Origin of the sequence: Streptomyces sp. NPDC046727 (assembly GCF_040645635.1) — a bacterium.
Taxonomy (GTDB): domain Bacteria; phylum Actinomycetota; class Actinomycetes; order Streptomycetales; family Streptomycetaceae; genus Streptomyces.
This window is the reverse complement of sequence record NZ_JBEYYR010000007.1, coordinates 65448-80840: the sequence shown is the minus strand read 5'-3', so window position 1 is coordinate 80840 and position 15393 is coordinate 65448. Positions and strand designations below refer to the sequence as shown.

Below are 15393 nucleotides of genomic sequence, written 5' to 3'. Positions count from 1 at the left end.
TGGGGCGAAGAACGTACGATCGATGACCGTGCAAGGTTCGGAGAACACTTCCCGTCGCGGCCGCCGCTCCTCCACCATGGGCGGCATGCCCCTCAACGACATGCCGTGGTGGCGGTGGCGCAGCAACGTGCGCTCGGCGCTGCACATGCTCTCCGATCCCGGGTTCCAGCGGGACGTCTGGCTGGCCGGCGTGGACGGCTACGGCGACGTGACGGACGCCGTGTACCGGCTGGTCGAGGACACCTGGCTGGACAACTGGTCGGCCGAGAAGTACGTCGGCACCATATTCCGGGACTCGCAGGAGGCGGCGCTCGTCGACACCGCCGTGCTGCGGGTGCTGCGGATCATGCACCAGGTCGGCCCGGACGCGCCGGTCGCCGCGTACCTGGAGCACGCCGGCTGGCCGGAAGCGGTGCGGGCGGCGCGGGACGCGCACGTCCGGATGTCGGCGAGCGACGGGGAGGACCCGGACGCGCCGCCGAAGAGCCTGGACGTGCTGCGGATCCTGACGCGGTCCGCGTAGCGGACGGAGGCCCCCGCGGCCCGGCCGGTATGGGACCCTGTAGTGCATGACTGAGCAGTCCGCCTCTTCCGCCGCCGCGCCGGCCGATCAGTACGTCCTCACGCTCTCCTGCCCGGACAAGCAGGGCATCGTGCACGCCGTGTCCAGCTATCTGTTCATGACCGGCTGCAACATCGAGGACAGCCAGCAGTTCGGCGACCACGACACGGGACTGTTCTTCATGCGGGTCCACTTCTCGGCCGACGCGCCGGCGACCGTGGACAAGCTGCGGGCGAGCTTCGCCGCGGTCGGTGACTCCTTCCACATGGACTGGCAGATCAACCGGGCCGACGAGAAGATGCGCATCCTGCTGATGGTCAGCAAGTTCGGGCACTGCCTGAACGACCTGCTGTTCCGGGCGCGGATCGGCGCGCTGCCGGTCGAGATCGTGGGCGTGGTGTCGAACCACACCGACTTCGAGGAGCTGGTGGGCTCCTACAACATTCCCTTCCACCACATTCCGGTCACGAAGGACACCAAGTCCGAGGCCGAGGCAAAGCTGCTGGAGATCGTCCGCGAGGAGAACGTCGAACTGGTCGTCCTCGCCCGCTACATGCAGGTCCTCTCGGACGACCTGTGCAAGCGGCTCAGCGGCCGGATCATCAACATCCACCACTCGTTCCTGCCGAGCTTCAAGGGCGCGAAGCCGTACCACCAGGCGCATGCGCGGGGTGTGAAGCTGATCGGGGCGACGGCGCACTACGTCACCGCGGACCTGGACGAGGGGCCGATCATCGAGCAGGAGGTCGAGCGGGTCGGGCACGGTGTGACGCCGGACCAGCTGGTGGCCGTCGGCCGCGATGTGGAGTGCCAGGCGCTGGCGCGGGCGGTGAAGTGGCATGCGGAGCGGCGCATTCTGCTGAACGGCCGCCGGACCGTGGTCTTCGCCTGACAGGCCTCAAGGCGGTGCCTACATCCGGCTCAGACTCGCCGCCGCGTACAGCACGTCCCTGATCGCCTGGCGGTCGCCGTCCTGGCCCACCGCCGCGTCCTGCGGCGACACATGGCCCGCGGCCAGCCTGCAGAACTCCACGCCGTCCAGGGCCACATGGGCCACCTCGAAGTCGGCGGAGCCCACCGCCGCCGGTGAGTCCAGCGGGATCAGCCACTCGCCGCCGGCCGCGCCCTCGATCTCCAGCCGCAGGCTGCGGCCGGGCGCGCCGGCCGGGACCAGGTGCGGGGTCCGGCGGCCCGGCTCGGACAGTCCCGCGCGGCGGCGCTCGGCGAGTGCCGTGGGCAGCAGCCGGGCCGCCAGGTCGATCATCCGGTTGAGATGCCGCGGCGCCGGCGGCTCGTACGGATAGTCCACCGCCTCCGCGATGTCCTCCGCGTGCACCCAGCACTCGAAGGCGCGGTCCAGCATCGCGTCGTGCAGCGGCAGCGCGAAGTCGTCGTACGACACCGTGAGTCTGCCCGCGTGGCTCCCGGTGAAGGACACCGTCCGCACCAGGCCGTGGCTCTGCTCCCGCCAGGGCCCCCGCACCGAGCGGTTCGGCGGGAAGTGCGAGGCCCGCCAGTACGCCTCCGTGCGGCCGGCCGGGCCCGTGGCGCCCTCCGCCGCCGCATCGGCGACCTCGGCCAGCGGGTCCTCCAGACCGAGCGCCGCGGCGACCAGCCCGTCCACCGACAGCAGGTGCGCGATCACCCCGGCGACGGTCGTACGACGGTTCGTCGGGGCGTCGGCCTCGAACCACCGCAGCCGGACCGGCGCATGCCACTCCGCGTCCCCGAAGTCCTGCAGCAGCGCGTCAAGACGCGCGGTCTCGGCGTCGTACGGCGCGGCCCAGCCGGGCAGCGGGATGCGCGGCGGGCGGCGGTTCAGGCAGTTCTCCAGGACGCGGGTGCGCAGCCCGGGATCCAGGTCGAGGCTCTCCGGCTGGTGCAGCAGGCCGACCGCCTCGCGCAGCCGGCGGGCCTCGTCGGCGCACGGGCCGCAGCCGCCCAGGTGCTGCTCCACGGCCGCCGTCTCCGCCGCGGAGCAGGCGGCCAGCGCCCAGGCGCCGAGCAGCGACTTCAGGACGTCGTGCGACAGGTCGGGCGGCACGGGTGCGGGGTCCCCCAGGTCGGCGAGGTCGGGCAGCGGAAGCCCACTGTCCTCCACGGAGGCGCGGGGCGTGGGTATGCGCGGCATCGGGGTCGGGTCGTGTCCGCCGGCACCACCCGGGACGTCCCCCGAACCACCCCCGCGTCCGCCGGCGTTGCCTCCGTCGTGTTCGTCGTGTTCCTCGAACCGGCCCGTCCCGCTCACACCGCACCCCGGTATCCCGGCGGTGTGCCGGTGTCGTGGGCGGTGGAGAGCAGTTGGAGGCCGAGGCGGAGCCGGCGGCGGGCCTCGTCCTCGGTGACGCCGAGGTCGGCCGCGGTCTGGCGGTAGTCACGGCGCTGGAAGTAGGCCAGGTCCAGGGCGGCGCGCAGCGGGGCCGGCATGGAGTGGACGATGTAGTCGGCGCGGGCGGCGACCGAGGCGCGGCGGACCGTGCTCTCCCGCTCCTCGGGCCGGGGCTGCTCCAGCTCCTCCCGGTCGCGCAGCCGCTGCACGGCGACCCGGTGGGTGACCGCGGCGATCCAGGAGCGCAGCGGGCCCTGCTTGGGGTCGTAGATCTCGGGGTGCTCCCAGACGTGGGCGAAGACCTCGCGGGTCACGGTGTCGGCGGCCTCCTCGTCGCCGAGGACGCGGTGGGCGAGGCTGTGCACGAGGGAGGCGAACCGGTCGTACAGCTCGCCGAGGGCGGCTGCCTCGCCGCGGGCGAGCCGCTGTTGCATCTTGCGGTCCCAGCGGGGCGGTGCGTCCCTCCTGGCCATGCGGTCCCCTCCCCTCGCCGTGTCCGGCCCGTCCAGCCTGTCGGTCCTGCCCACTCGAATGTAGTCGCCACGTCTGACAGTGCACGCCCCGTTGCGTCAATGTGCGCCCCCTGGAGGGCCGCAGGTGATAGTGCCCTCTTCACATAACCTTCACGCGAGGTGCGCGCATCTCCGATCGAACAGGATCGGCAATGACCAAAACAAGCCCCCTATTGATCAGTCGCCGTTTGCCGCGTCACGTTTCAGGGAACGGCCGCTGGGCAGCCGCGCGAAGAGAAACGTAGGAACTGCTTCCGTTTCCGGGCGGTTCCGGGAGATCCGGCGAGCGGAGGGGCAGGGCCGTGGCATTCAACGTGACCGGTGTCGAACAGGGCGAGTGGGCCGTGCTCCGGGTGTCCGGAGAGCTGGACCTGATGACCTCGCCGGTGCTGCGCCAACGGGTGCACGACGTCGTCGCCGCGGGCCACCACAGGCTCGTCGTCGACCTCTCCGACGTGTTCTTCTGCGATTCCAGCGGGGTCGGCGTCCTCATCGCCGCCCGCCGGCTGATCCGCTCCTGCCAGGGCCGGCTGCGGCTGATCCTTCCGGACCGGGGCGCCGACGACGGCTCGCACGTCAACCGCGTCCTCGGCGCGCTCGGCGTCCGCCGTCTCTTCGACGTCCGCCCCGACCTCGACTCCGCGACGACGGACGACCCGACGACCGCCGAGGCGGGCCCCCTCTCCGCCTGACAGCCCGACGCGGCCGGAGTGGCCAACTCCGCCTGGGCGGCGGGCTGGGCCTGACCGGCCAACTCCGCCTGGGCGGCGGGCTGCGCCTGGGCGGCGGGCTGCGCCTGATCAACCAACTCCGCCTGAGCGGTCGATTCCGCTTGGGCGGTGGGTTCCGCGTGAGTGGCGGGCTCCGTCCGACCGGCCGGCTCCGCCTCCCCTGCCCGCGTGGCCGGCTCCGATCGGAACTCCGGCTCTGCTCGTGCGGGTGTTGCGACTTCGCGATGTGGCCACACAGTTGTCGCAGAATTCCCCCGGTCTTGGCACAACCGCCGGGTTTCCGTCGTCCGACGGCCACCCGCGTCGTACCCTCCCCTCCAGGTCAACCCCACGTACGACCCTCACGTAAGGCGGCCCGAAGAGACATGGTCAGCACCGAGTACGAACGCAGGATCGCCGCCCGGTTCGCCACCTTCGACCAGGACGGCAACGGCTGGATCGACCGCGAGGACTTCAGCGCGGCGGCCAAGGCGCTGCTCGCCGAGTTCGCCGTGACCGCCCGCTCCGACAAGGGGCAGGCGCTGTACGTCGGCGCGGAGGCGTTCTGGCAGGGCATGGCCGGCATCGCGGACCGGGACGGCGACCAGCGCATCACCCGCGAGGAGTTCGTCACCGGCGCGGTCAAGCGGCTGCGCGACAACCCCGACCGCTTCGCCGAGATCGCCCGCCCCTTCCTGCACGCGGCCCTGGCGCTGGCCGACACGGACGCCGACGGCCGGATCACCGTGTCCGGCGCCGCCCGCGTGCTGCGCGCCCTGCGCGTACCGGCCGACCTCGCCGAGGCGGCGGCCACCGCCCTCGACACCGACGGTGACGGAGAGGTCGACGAGCGGGAGATCGTACCGGCGTTCGCGCGGTACTTCACCGTGCCGGAGTAGCAGGCGTCACTCACCCGAACCGCTCCCGCAACCTGTACTTCAGCACCTTCCGCAGGGTGTCGTTCCGTGGAAGGGCGTCCACCACCTCGAGCCGCTCCGGCAGCTTGTGCACGGACAGTCCTTCCGCCCGGAGGTAGGACACGAGTTCCGGGAGGGTCAACGCCGTGCAGCCTGACGGCTGTTCGACCACCGCGCAGACCAGTTCGCCGCGTTCGGGGTCCGGAAGGCCGATCACCGCCACGTCCGCCACCGCCGGATGCGCGGCCAGCAGGTCCTCGATCTCCTTGGCGGAGATGTTCTCGCCCTTGCGGATGATCACGTCCTTGAGGCGGCCGGTGAGGACCAGATGGCCGGACTCCGTCAACCGTCCGAGGTCGCCGGTGCGCAGGAAGCCGTCGGGGTCGAAGGCCGCGGCCGTCTGGGCGGGGTCCAGATAGCCCTGGCAGACGGCCTCGCCGCGGAGGCGTACCTCGCCGTCCACGATCCGGATCTCCATGGCGGCCGGGGGGCGGCCCTCGGTCGTCGCCAGGTTCTCCGGGGTGTCCCGCGGATCTCCCATCGTGATCATCGGGACCTCGGTCATGCCGTAGCCGTGGGTGAGCTGGACGCCCATCTCGCGGACCACCGCGTGGTACAGCTCGGGCGGCTTGGGGGCGCCGCCGCCCGCGAGGAGCCGCAGGGAGGGGATCACCTTCTCGTCCGGCTGCCCGCGCTGCTCGGCCAGGAACATGGAGTAGAACGCCGTGGAGCCGCCCGCCACCGTCACCCCGTGCCGCCGGTACTCCGCGAGCGCCTCCGGCAGTGCGAAATGCTCGAACATCACCGCGGGGAAGCCGTAGAGCAGGAGCATCACCGTGTAGTCGGGGCCGGCTATATGGGCGTAGGGGAAGGCCATCGAGCCGACGTCCTCCGGCGTGAGGCGGAGCGCGTGCGCCAGGCAGGAGCCGCCCGCTATCAGGGAGCGGTCGGTGTGCAGCACGCCCTTGGGGTCGGACGTGGTGCCCGAGGTCCAGTAGATCCAGCGGACCGAGGCGCCCTCGGCGGGCGGCGGGGGGAGTACGGACGGATCGCCGTCGGGGAGGCTGTCGTACGCCTCGAAGACGCCCTTGGCGCCGAGGCGGTGCGCCATCTCCGTGTGGTCGTGTCCGCGCCAGACGCCCGGTACGGCGAAGAACTCCGCCTTCGACTCGCGCAGCGCGAAGCCGACCTCCCGGTCCCGGTAGAAGGGGATCACCGGGGACTGTACGGCGCCCAGGCGGGCCAGGGCGAAGGACAGCAGGGCGGTCTCGATGCGAGTGGGCAGCTGCCAGGCGACCACCGTGCCGGGGCGCACGCCCATGCCGTACAGGCCCGCCGCGACGCGTTCGGCGCGTGTGCGCAGTTCGCCGAAGGTCAGCCGGCGGTCGGCCTGGAGGAGGACGGGGCGGTCGGGAGTGACGGCGGCGCGGCGGGTGACCAGCTCCCACAGTGTGCGGGCGGAGCTCAGGGTGTGCGGGGTCTCGCTCACGGGTGCCCCCTGCTTGGCTGACGACTCGTCAGGTGACATGCTATCTGACGGACCATCAGATAAGTCCATCCGGGTAAGCGCCAGTCCGGCGGAGGGGACCTCATGGCTACCGAACTGCCCCGCATCGTCAGCGTCGACGACCACGTGATCGAGCCCGCCCACCTCTTCGAGACCTGGCTGCCCGCCAAGTACCGGGACCGCGGGCCCAGGCCGCTGACCGCCGGGATCGGGGAGCTGGCGTACGTCGGCGGGAAGTACCAGATCACCATGGACCCGCAGGGTCCGCCGACCGACTGGTGGATCTACGAGGACCTGAAGTTCCCGTACAAGCGGAACATCGCCGCCGTCGGCTTCGACCGGGACGAGATGACCCTGGAGGGCATCACCCGGGAGCAGATGCGGCGCGGATGCTGGGACCCCAAGGCCCGGCTGGAGGACATGGACCTCAACCACGTCGAGGCCAGCCTCTGCTTCCCGACCTTCCCGCGCTTCTGCGGTCAGACCTTCTCCGAGGCCCACGACAAGGAGGTCGCCCTCGCCTGTGTGCGCGCCTACAACGACTGGATGGTGGAGGAGTGGTGCGGGGACAGCGGGGGGCGGCTGATCCCGCTGTGTCTCATCCCGCTGTGGGACGTGGAGCTGGCCGTCGCCGAGATCCGGCGGAACGCGGCGCGCGGGGTGCGGGCGGTGACCTTCTCGGAGATCCCCACCCATCTCGGGCTGCCGTCCATCCACTCCGGGTACTGGGACCCGTTCTTCGCGGTGTGCCAGGAGACGGGGACCGTCGTCAACATGCACATCGGCAGCAGCTCCCAGATGCCCGCCGCCTCCCCGGACGCACCGCCCGCCGTCCAGGCGTCCCTGAGCTTCAACAACGCGATGGCCTCGATGATGGACTACCTCTTCAGCGGGGTCCTGGTGCGCTTCCCGCGGCTCACCCTCGCGTACTCGGAGGGCCAGATGGGCTGGATCCCGTACGCCCTGGAACGCGCCGACGACGTCTGGGAGGAGCACCGGGCCTGGGGCGGGGTCAGGGACCTGATCCCCGAGCCGCCGTCGACGTACTACTACCGGCAGATCTTCTGCTGCTTCTTCCGCGACAAGCACGGGGTCGCGTCCTTGGACGTCGTCGGCCGTGACAACGCCACCTTCGAGACCGACTACCCGCACGTCGACTCGACCTTCCCGCACACCAAGGAGGTCGCCCTCGACCATGTGAAGGGCCTGGACGACGAGACGGTGCACAAGCTGATGCGGGGCAACGCCATCCGCATGCTCGGCCTGGACCTCGACGACTGATGGACCTCTCGTACACGCCCGAGGAGGAGGAGTTCCGGGCCCGGCTGCGCGAGTGGCTCGCCAAGGCGCTGCCCACCCTGCCGGCCAGGCCGTCGCCCGACGACTGGCCCGGCCGCCGCGCCTACGACCTCGGCTGGCAGCGGATGCTGTACGACGCCGGGTACGCCGGCGTCCACTGGGACGCCTCCCCGACCCTGCGGCTGATCTTCCTGGAGGAGACCGAGAAGGCGGGCGCCCCCTATGTCGGCGCCAACTTCGTCGGGCTGCTGCACGCCGGGCCCACCATCGCCGCCGAGGGCACCGCCGAGCAGCGGGCACGCTGGCTGCCGCCGATCCTGCGCGGCGAGCAGGTGTGGTGCCAGGGGTTCAGCGAACCGGACGCCGGCTCCGACCTCGCGTCGCTGCGCACCCGCGCGCGGAGGGACGGCGACACCTACGTGGTGACCGGGTCCAAGATCTGGACCTCGCACGCCGAAGTCGCCGACTGGTGCGAACTGCTGGTCCGCACCGACCCGGACGCGCCCAGGCACCGGGGCATCACCTGGCTCGCCCTGCCGATGGACGCCGGGGGCATCACCGTACGGCCGCTGCGCACGCTCGCCGGGTCGGCGGAGTTCGCCGAGGTGTTCCTCGACGAGGTGCGGGTGCCGGTCGCCAACCGGGTGGGGGAGGAGAACGACGGCTGGCGCGTCACCATGGTCACCCTCTCCTTCGAACGCGGCACCGCCTTCGTCGGCGAGGTCGTCGCCTGCCGGCGCGTCCTTCGCCAACTCGCGGACGCGGCCCGGGAGAACGGGCGCTGGGACGACCCCGTGCTGCGCCGGCGGCTCGGGCGGATGGACGCCGAGTTCCGTGCGCTGTGGCGGCTGACCCAGTGGAACGTGAGCGCGGCGGAGGCGAGCGGCGGGGTGCCGGGCGTCGGCGGCTCGGTCTTCAAGCTCCGCTACTCGCACGCCCGGCAGGAGCTGTACGACACCGCCGCCGAGGTCCTCGGCCCCGACAGCCTCGATCTGGACCGGCCCTGGACGCTCGACCGGCTGTCCTCCCTGTCGTACACCATCGCCGCCGGGACCTCGCAGATCCAGCGCGGCATCGTGGCCGAGCGGATCCTCGGCCTGCCGAGGGGGAGGTGACCGTGCGGTTCCAACTCACCGATGATCAACGGGCTTTGCGCACAGGTGTCCGGGAGCTGCTGGAGCGGTGCTTCGGGCGGGAGGCGCTGCGCGCGGCCGTCGACGCGCCGGGGCGGCTCGACCGGGCGCTGTGGCGGACCCTCGGGGAGGCCGGGTTCTTCGCGCTGCGGCTGCCCGAGGCGGACGGCGGGGTCGGACTGGGCCTGCCCGAGGCCGTACTGGTCTTCGAGGAGGCAGGGCGGGCCCTGCTGCCCGGGCCACTCGTGGCCACGCACCTCGCGGCCGGCGGCGTGCCCGGCGCGGCGCGCGGGGAGACGGTCGTGGCGGCCGTCGACGGGGAGCTGGTGGAGTGGCTGGACGCGGCGGACGTCGTACACGGGGACGCCGCCGGTGCCGTGCCGCTGCGGTCGGTGGACCCGCTCACCCCGCTGCACCGGGCGCCCGCCGCCGGCGACCCGGTTCCGGAGGCCGTGCTCCTCACCGCCGCCGAACAACTGGGCACAGCGGGACGGGTGTGCGAGCTGGCCGCGCAACACGCCCGGACCCGCGAGCAGTTCGGGCGGCCGATCGGCGCCTTCCAGGCCGTCCAGCAGCTGTGCGCGGACGTGCTGGTGCGGGCCGAGACCGCCCGCGCCGCCGTCTACGCCGCCGCCGTCACGGCCGACCCCGCCGACATCGCGGCCGCCCGGCTGCTCGCCGACGAGGCCGCAGTGCAGGGGGCCCGCGACTGCCTCCAGGTGCACGGCGGGATGGGGTTCACCTGGGAGGCGGACGTGCATCTGCACCTGAAACGCGCCTGGGTGCGCGCTCAGCGCGCCGGGGGGAGCACGCAGAGTGAGGAACTGCTCGCCTCCACGCTGGCCGGCTGAGCCGCCGGGGGCGCCCCGGACTGCGCCGCCCGGAAAGCCATGGCCCACGATGTCGCGGATCGTGGCGTACCGGAGTCACGGAGCGTCGATACCGGGTTGTGTCCTTCGCGGGACTCGTCACGGCCCGGAGTCGGGTGCCCGCTCCGGTACCTTGTGTGGGATGCGAGTGGCCGCGCGTACGAGCCGAGCCGGCAATGCCCCTGGGGCGGCGCCGGGTCGCGCGGTGCGCGCCGCTGCTCGCGGGGCGTTCAGGGCCGTTGCCCCCGCCTGTTCGACTCCCCGGCGCAAGCGTCGCACAGTATGCCTTACGCGTACTCCTTCGCGCGGGAATATGCCCGAAGCGCTTGTTGGGGTGACTGTACGTCAACCATGCTGTCTCGCAAGGGAGTCACAGTCCGTGACCCTTGCTCTGGCCGTTGTTCTGGCCATGCAGAAAATGGCTACGATCGTGGCCCTCGTCGCGATCGCCGCCGCGGCTGACGCCGCGGCGCGCGGATGGCTCGGGGCCATGTGTCCGCCGGTTCGGATGGTGTGAGCGGTGCAGGTGCTTCAAGTGCAGCTGGAGATCCGGCCCGACCCCGCGGAGGTGGGGCGGGCCAGGAGATGGGCCCGCGCGCGGCTCGCCGGGTCGGGGATAACGGCCGACGAGCCCCTGGCCGAGACCCTGATCCTGCTCGTCTCCGAGCTGGTGACCAACGCCGTGGTGCACACCCGCCGGCCGGCCGTGCTGCGGCTGTGTCTGCCGGGCCCGGCGGCCGAGGACGGCCCGTCGGCCACGGTCCGGGTGGAGGTGGCCGACACCAGCTCCCGCGCCCCCGTGCCCCGCTGCGCCGGCCGTGACGCCACCGGCGGCCGCGGCCTGGCCCTCGTGGACTGCCTCGCCGACCGCTGGGGCTGGAGTCCCGAAGGCGCCGGCAAGAGCATCTGGTGCGAGCTGGACCGCTGTTCACCGTCCCAGGAGAGCGCGGCGATGGCGTACGGGGGCGGACGGTCCGCGTACGAGGATCTCGCCTACGAAGCGGTGTAGCGGCCCCAAGCGGCAGTGCGCCGGGGGATGCGCCCGTGCGCGGGTGCCGCGAACGCGATGTCACCACAGGTGCCCGCACCGGCGTTGACGTCCCCTGGGCGGCTGATCAGGCTGGTGGGCGACGATTCGCCGCGAGGGGACGGCGAGGGCCCGGCCTTCGGCGGTCCTCGTCGAGTGTGGGTCGTACCGGGTGGCGGCGCGCGTGACGGTGGGGGGAGGCGCGCCGCCATCCGCGGTGCTGTCGCCGCCGTTCACAGAATCGCCACCGGTGCCACCGGTGTTCCCGTCGCGCCGACGAACGGCTCGGGCATCGCCGACAGCAGGAACGCGTACCGTCCCGTTTCTCCACAGGCTGTGGACAACTCTTCGAGATTCCAGTTCTGGCCCTGCAGCATCCCCATCTCCACCAGGTCCAGGGCGTGCACGGGCAACCACAGATTGTCGATCTCGGGCGGAAAGATCTCAAAAGTGAGCGTGTCGTTCGCGACCGCGGCCACATCGCGCGCGTGGAACCACTCCGGCGTACGGACGGACAGACCCGGCGACGGATAGCCGTACCCGTGCTTGTCCCCGGCCAGATACACCTGCACCTGCCCGGTCCGCACGAGCACGACGTCCCCGGCCCGCACGCGCACCCGGCCGAACTCCTCGGCCGTCGCCAGATCCTCCGGCGTGACGGCGTGCCCGCCCTCCAGTCGGTCCACGCCATGCGCGCGTGCCACATCCAGCAGTACCCCGCGCGAGACGAGGTGCGGCACCTTGTCGATGCCGCTGAACTCGGCGCCGCCGTGCGCGGTGACCGTGTGCGCCGGGCGGCCGTTGTAGAGCCTCCCGGAGTGCGAGACATGGGTCAGCGCGTCCCAGTGGGTGCCGGCCTGCAGCCCCATGGTCACGGAGTCGTCGCTGCACGCCACCGTGCCCGGACCGAACAGCTCCTGGTTGAGCTGCACCATCGCGTGCAGCGGATTGACCCGGCCCGGGATCACGCCGGTCTGCACACCGTCCTGCCGCAGCGGGAGGGCGAGGGGTACGCGGCGGCCGGTGCGGACCTCGGCGGCTGCCGCGCGTACGACGTCGTCGGTGATCAGGTTCAGCGTGCCGATCTCGTCGTCGGCGCCCCAGCGCCCCCAGTTGTTCACGCGCCCCGCGATCTCGTGGAACTCCTCCGGCAGTGTCATCCGGTGCCTCCCCGGGGCTTGTGTCCGTGCGTCCGGCGCGCCATAAAATCTAACGGGCCGTCAGAAACCGCGGGAAGGGGCCGGGCGTGGGGAACTTCTTGGCAGGCAAGGTCGTCGCCGTGACGGGTGCCGGGCGCGGGATCGGACGGGCGGTCGCGCTGGCCGCGGCGGCCGAGGGGGCGAAGGTCGTCGTCAACGACTACGGCGTGGCGGTGGACGGCGCCTCGCCCACCAGCGAGGTCGCCGAGGCCGTCGTCAAGGAGATCGAGGCGGCGGGCGGCGAGGCCGTCGCGGTCGCCGACGACATCTCCACCATGGCGGGCGGGCAGCGGGTCGTGGACACGGCGGTGGAGTCCTACGGCCGTGTCGACGGCGTCGTGTGCGTCGCGGGCATCCTGCGGGAGCGGATGCTGTTCAACATGACCGAGGAGGAGTGGGACCCGGTGGTCGCCACCCACCTGAAGGGCACCTTCACGGTGTTCCGGGCGGCCTCCGCGGTGATGCGCGGGCAGCGGTCGGGGACCCTGGTCGGCTTCACCAGCGGCAACCACCAGGGCTCCGTCTCCCAGGCCAACTACAGCGCGGCGAAGGGCGGGATCATCTCGCTCGTGCGCAGCGCGGCGCTCGGCCTGCACAAGTACGGGGTGACCGCGAACGCGGTGGCCCCGGTGGCGCGTACGCGCATGTCCGCGAACGTGCCCATGCGGCTGGCGGAGATCGGCGAGCCGGAGGACGTGGCCGCGCTGGTGGTGTACCTGCTGTCCGAGCGGGCTGCGGCGCAGGGCGTCACCGGACAGGTGTACACGGTCGCCGGGCCGAAGATCGCGGTGTGGGCCCAGCCGAGGGAACTCCGTTCGGTGTACGGGGAGGGGCCCTGGACGCCGGAGCGGATCGCGGAGCTTCTGCCGGGGACGGTAGGGGTGGATCCGATGCCGATGCTGTCCCAGCTCTTGGCGATGGAAGAGGCGGCGCGGGCTTCTTCTCGGCCGAACGCCTGATAACTCGGGGCGCGTTGTGGTCGGGCGGCTGCGGGCTCGTCCTGGTTTCTCGCGCAGTTCCCCGCGCCCCGTCGGGGCGCTCAAGCTGAGGGGGCTTTATGGATTTCGGGTTCAGCCAGGAGGACGAGGACTTCCGTACCGAGATTCGCGCTTGGCTCGCAACCGAGGCCGATCCGACCGTGGACCGGCGCACTTGGGAACGCACCCTCGGTGAAGCAGGGTGGATCGGGCTCGGCTGGGCGGAGTCGGGATTCGGCAACCGCACGGGGACACTCACCCAACAGGTCGTGTGGGCCGAGGAGTACGCCCGGTCGGCCGCGCCCCCGCGCTGCGGGCACATCGGGGAGAAGCTGCTCGCTCCCACCCTCATCGCTCACGGGACGGAGGAGCAGAAGCGGCGGTTCCTGCCGGCGGTCGCGGCCGGCGAGGAGCTGTGGTGCCAGGGGTACAGCGAGCCGGGCGCGGGGTCGGACCTGGCCGGCGTACGCACCGCCGCGGTGCGCGAGGGGGCGTACTACCGGATCAGCGGGCAGAAGATCTGGACCTCGCTCGCCCATGAGGCCGACTGGTGCTTCGTGCTGGCCCGGACCGACCCCGCCTCCCGCCGCCATCACGGCCTCAGCTTCCTCCTCGTCCCCATGGACCAGCCCGGCCGGATCGAGGTGCGGCCCATCCGGCAGCTGACCGGCACGAGCGACTTCAACGAGGTCTTCTTCGACGGGGCACGCGCGCGCGTGGAGCACGTCGTCGGGGGAGAGGGGAACGGCTGGCGGGTGGCGATGAGCCTGCTCGGCTTCGAGCGCGGGGTGTCCACGCTGGCCCAGCAGATCGGGTTCGCCGCGGAGCTGGCCGGGGTCGTGGAAGCGGCCGTGGAGAACGGTGCCGTACGCGACCCGGTCCTGCGCGCCCGGCTCGTCGAGCAGTGGGCCGAGCTGCGCGCCATGCGCTGGAACGCCCTGCGCACCCTCGGCGGCACCGGCGACCCGGGCGCGCCCAGCGTGGCCAAGCTGCTGTGGGCGAACTGGCACCAGCGGCTGGGCGAACTGGCCGTCCAGGTCAGAGGGGCGAGGGCGGCCGTGGGGCCCGCGGACTGGTCGGCCTCGTCGCCGTACGAGATCGACGCGGCCCAGCACCTGTTCCTGTTCACCCGGGCCGACACCGTCTACGGCGGCTCGGACCAGATCCAGCGCACGATCATCGCCGAGCGTGTGCTCGGTCTGCCGGGAGAGCCGAAGGGGGCCGTGTGATGCGGGGTGTGGTGTTCGACGGCAAGCAGGTGAGGGTCGTCGACGACCTGGCGGTCCGGGCACCGGGTCCCGGCGAGGTGCTGGTCGCGGTCGCGGCGGCCGGGCTGTGCCACAGCGATCTTTCGGTGGTGGACGGCACCATCCCGTTCCCGGTGCCGGTGGTCCTCGGCCATGAGGGTGCCGGGGTCGTGGAGGCGGTCGGCGCGGGCGTCACCCATGTCGCCCCCGGCGACCATGTGGCCCTGTCCACGCTCGCCAACTGCGGTACGTGCGCGGAGTGCGACCGGGGCCGGCCGACGATGTGCCGGCAGGCGATCGGGCGCCCGGGGAAGCCGTTCACCCGGGGGGCGGACCCGGTGCACCAGTTCGCCGCCAACTCGGCCTTCGCGGAACGCACGGTCGTCAAGGCCGTGCAGGCGGTACGGATCCCCGCCGACATCCCGCTGACGTCCGCCGCGCTGATCGGGTGCGGGGTGCTCACCGGGGTCGGCGCGGTCCTGAACCGGGCGCGGGTGGACCGAGGGGACAGCGTGGTCGTCATCGGCACGGGCGGGATCGGGCTGAACGTCCTCCAGGGCGCGCGGCTCGCGGGAGCGCTCGCCGTCGTGGCCGTGGACGCCAATCCGGCGAAGGAGACGGTGGCCCGGCAGTTCGGCGCGACCGAGTTCCTGACGTCGACGGAGGGGGTACGGGACCTGCTGCCGACCGGCGCCGACCACGTGTTCGAGTGCGTCGGGCGGGTGGAGCTGATCCGCCAGGCCGTCGACCTGCTCGACCGCCGGGGCCAGGCGATCCTGCTCGGCGTGCCCCCGGCCACGGCCGAGGCGTCCTTCCTGGTCTCCTCCCTCTACCTGGACAAGTCGATCCTCGGCTGCCGCTACGGCTCCTCGCGCCCCCAGCGGGACATCGCCCTGTACGCCGAGCTGTACCGCCAGGGCCGCCTGCTGCTCGACGAGTTGGTGACGGCGGCCTATCCGGTGGAGGACTTCGAGAAGGCCCGGGCGGACGCGGAGGCGGGACGGGTGGCACGGGCGGTGCTCACGTTCTGAGCCGGTGTCAGGCGGCGACGGCCGTGGGTGCGGGCGGAGTTGTCCGCAGGCTCGGGAAATGGGGTCGGCGGTTG

General features: G+C 72.2%; 16 protein-coding genes. 12 read left to right on the top strand and 4 right to left on the bottom strand.

Annotation, left to right across the window (positions count from 1 at the left end):
- The first annotated feature begins 22 nt into the window (after window positions 1-22).
- Both ABZ937_RS10835 and purU read left to right on the top strand, forming a co-directional pair.
- Window positions 23-523, top strand: coding sequence for a hypothetical protein (locus ABZ937_RS10835; RefSeq protein ID WP_361688814.1), 501 nt, complete (start codon window positions 23-25; stop codon window positions 521-523).
- A 46-nt stretch (window positions 524-569) separates the two neighbouring features.
- Complete coding sequence (purU, locus tag ABZ937_RS10830) at window positions 570-1454, top strand: formyltetrahydrofolate deformylase (RefSeq protein ID WP_361688811.1); 885 nt, start codon at window positions 570-572, stop codon at window positions 1452-1454.
- Between the two features lie 18 nt (window positions 1455-1472).
- On the opposite strand, the gene ABZ937_RS10825 is transcribed toward purU, so the two are convergent.
- Together ABZ937_RS10825 and ABZ937_RS10820 are read right to left on the bottom strand one after the other, a co-directional pair.
- Window positions 1473-2810, bottom strand: a complete 1338-nt coding sequence (locus ABZ937_RS10825; RefSeq protein WP_361688808.1) for a zf-HC2 domain-containing protein — start codon at window positions 2808-2810, stop codon at window positions 1473-1475.
- Window positions 2807-3364 carry a sigma-70 family RNA polymerase sigma factor gene (locus tag ABZ937_RS10820; protein WP_361688805.1) on the bottom strand — a complete coding sequence of 186 codons (558 nt, stop codon included), beginning with the start codon at window positions 3362-3364 and terminating at the stop codon, window positions 2807-2809. Before ABZ937_RS10820 ends, ABZ937_RS10825 begins: the two co-directional genes overlap by 4 nt.
- 341 nt (window positions 3365-3705) lie before the next feature.
- Here ABZ937_RS10820 and ABZ937_RS10815 point away from each other — a divergent pair, with 341 nt between their 5' ends.
- Together ABZ937_RS10815 and ABZ937_RS10810 are read left to right on the top strand one after the other, a co-directional pair.
- The gene (locus tag ABZ937_RS10815) at window positions 3706-4095 is read left to right on the top strand and encodes an STAS domain-containing protein (protein ID WP_361688802.1); all 390 of its coding nucleotides are present in this window, start codon (window positions 3706-3708) and stop codon (window positions 4093-4095) included.
- Window positions 4096-4499: 404 nt separating this feature from the next.
- Entirely contained in the window at window positions 4500-5012 is a 513-nt protein-coding gene (locus tag ABZ937_RS10810) for an EF-hand domain-containing protein (RefSeq protein ID WP_361688799.1), read from the top strand.
- Between the two features lie 10 nt (window positions 5013-5022).
- Here ABZ937_RS10810 and ABZ937_RS10805 read toward each other — a convergent pair whose 3' ends face one another.
- Window positions 5023-6519 carry an AMP-binding protein gene (locus ABZ937_RS10805; RefSeq protein WP_361688796.1) on the bottom strand — a complete coding sequence of 499 codons (1497 nt, stop codon included), beginning with the start codon at window positions 6517-6519 and terminating at the stop codon, window positions 5023-5025.
- Window positions 6520-6621: 102 nt separating this feature from the next.
- Here ABZ937_RS10805 and ABZ937_RS10800 point away from each other — a divergent pair, with 102 nt between their 5' ends.
- The 5 genes from ABZ937_RS10800 (at window position 6622) to ABZ937_RS10780 (ending at window position 10847) form a co-directional block, all read left to right on the top strand.
- On the top strand, window positions 6622-7818 hold the full coding sequence (locus ABZ937_RS10800; protein ID WP_361688794.1) for an amidohydrolase family protein: 1197 nt from the start codon (window positions 6622-6624) through the stop codon (window positions 7816-7818).
- Entirely contained in the window at window positions 7818-8951 is a 1134-nt protein-coding gene (locus ABZ937_RS10795; protein ID WP_361688791.1) for an acyl-CoA dehydrogenase family protein, read from the top strand. The genes ABZ937_RS10800 and ABZ937_RS10795 overlap by 1 nt, the downstream gene beginning before the upstream one ends.
- Before the next feature lie 2 nt (window positions 8952-8953).
- Window positions 8954-9820 carry an acyl-CoA dehydrogenase family protein gene (locus ABZ937_RS10790; RefSeq protein WP_361688788.1) on the top strand — a complete coding sequence of 289 codons (867 nt, stop codon included), beginning with the start codon at window positions 8954-8956 and terminating at the stop codon, window positions 9818-9820.
- Between the two features lie 397 nt (window positions 9821-10217).
- Window positions 10218-10355 carry a hypothetical protein gene (locus ABZ937_RS10785; RefSeq protein ID WP_361688785.1) on the top strand — a complete coding sequence of 46 codons (138 nt, stop codon included), beginning with the start codon at window positions 10218-10220 and terminating at the stop codon, window positions 10353-10355.
- 18 nt (window positions 10356-10373) lie between these two features.
- Window positions 10374-10847, top strand: coding sequence for an ATP-binding protein (locus ABZ937_RS10780; RefSeq protein WP_361689445.1), 474 nt, complete (start codon window positions 10374-10376; stop codon window positions 10845-10847).
- A gap of 251 nt (window positions 10848-11098) precedes the next feature.
- On the opposite strand, the gene ABZ937_RS10775 is transcribed toward ABZ937_RS10780, so the two are convergent.
- Window positions 11099-12025, bottom strand: coding sequence for a cyclase family protein (locus tag ABZ937_RS10775; RefSeq protein WP_361688783.1), 927 nt, complete (start codon window positions 12023-12025; stop codon window positions 11099-11101).
- An 86-nt stretch (window positions 12026-12111) separates the two neighbouring features.
- On the opposite strand from ABZ937_RS10775, the gene ABZ937_RS10770 reads away from it, so the two are divergent.
- From ABZ937_RS10770 to ABZ937_RS10760, 3 genes are all read left to right on the top strand, one after another.
- The gene (locus ABZ937_RS10770) at window positions 12112-13023 is read left to right on the top strand and encodes an SDR family NAD(P)-dependent oxidoreductase (RefSeq protein ID WP_361688780.1); all 912 of its coding nucleotides are present in this window, start codon (window positions 12112-12114) and stop codon (window positions 13021-13023) included.
- 98 nt (window positions 13024-13121) lie between these two features.
- Window positions 13122-14270 carry an acyl-CoA dehydrogenase family protein gene (locus ABZ937_RS10765; RefSeq protein ID WP_361688777.1) on the top strand — a complete coding sequence of 383 codons (1149 nt, stop codon included), beginning with the start codon at window positions 13122-13124 and terminating at the stop codon, window positions 14268-14270.
- The gene (locus tag ABZ937_RS10760) at window positions 14270-15319 is read left to right on the top strand and encodes a Zn-dependent alcohol dehydrogenase (RefSeq protein ID WP_361688774.1); all 1050 of its coding nucleotides are present in this window, start codon (window positions 14270-14272) and stop codon (window positions 15317-15319) included. The genes ABZ937_RS10765 and ABZ937_RS10760 overlap by 1 nt, the downstream gene beginning before the upstream one ends.
- Window positions 15320-15393 lie beyond the last annotated feature (74 nt).

Coding starts and splice junctions, on each gene's coding strand:
- ABZ937_RS10835 (WP_361688814.1), top strand. CDS start 23: ATGACCGTGCAAGGTTCGGAGAACACTTCCCGTCGCGGCCGCCGCTCC.
- purU (WP_361688811.1), top strand. CDS start 570: ATGACTGAGCAGTCCGCCTCTTCCGCCGCCGCGCCGGCCGATCAGTAC.
- ABZ937_RS10820 (WP_361688805.1), bottom strand. CDS start 3,364: ATGGCCAGGAGGGACGCACCGCCCCGCTGGGACCGCAAGATGCAACAG.
- ABZ937_RS10810 (WP_361688799.1), top strand. CDS start 4,500: ATGGTCAGCACCGAGTACGAACGCAGGATCGCCGCCCGGTTCGCCACC.
- ABZ937_RS10800 (WP_361688794.1), top strand. CDS start 6,622: ATGGCTACCGAACTGCCCCGCATCGTCAGCGTCGACGACCACGTGATC.
- ABZ937_RS10795 (WP_361688791.1), top strand. CDS start 7,818: ATGGACCTCTCGTACACGCCCGAGGAGGAGGAGTTCCGGGCCCGGCTG.
- ABZ937_RS10775 (WP_361688783.1), bottom strand. CDS start 12,025: ATGACACTGCCGGAGGAGTTCCACGAGATCGCGGGGCGCGTGAACAAC.
- ABZ937_RS10765 (WP_361688777.1), top strand. CDS start 13,122: ATGGATTTCGGGTTCAGCCAGGAGGACGAGGACTTCCGTACCGAGATT.
- ABZ937_RS10760 (WP_361688774.1), top strand. CDS start 14,270: ATGCGGGGTGTGGTGTTCGACGGCAAGCAGGTGAGGGTCGTCGACGAC.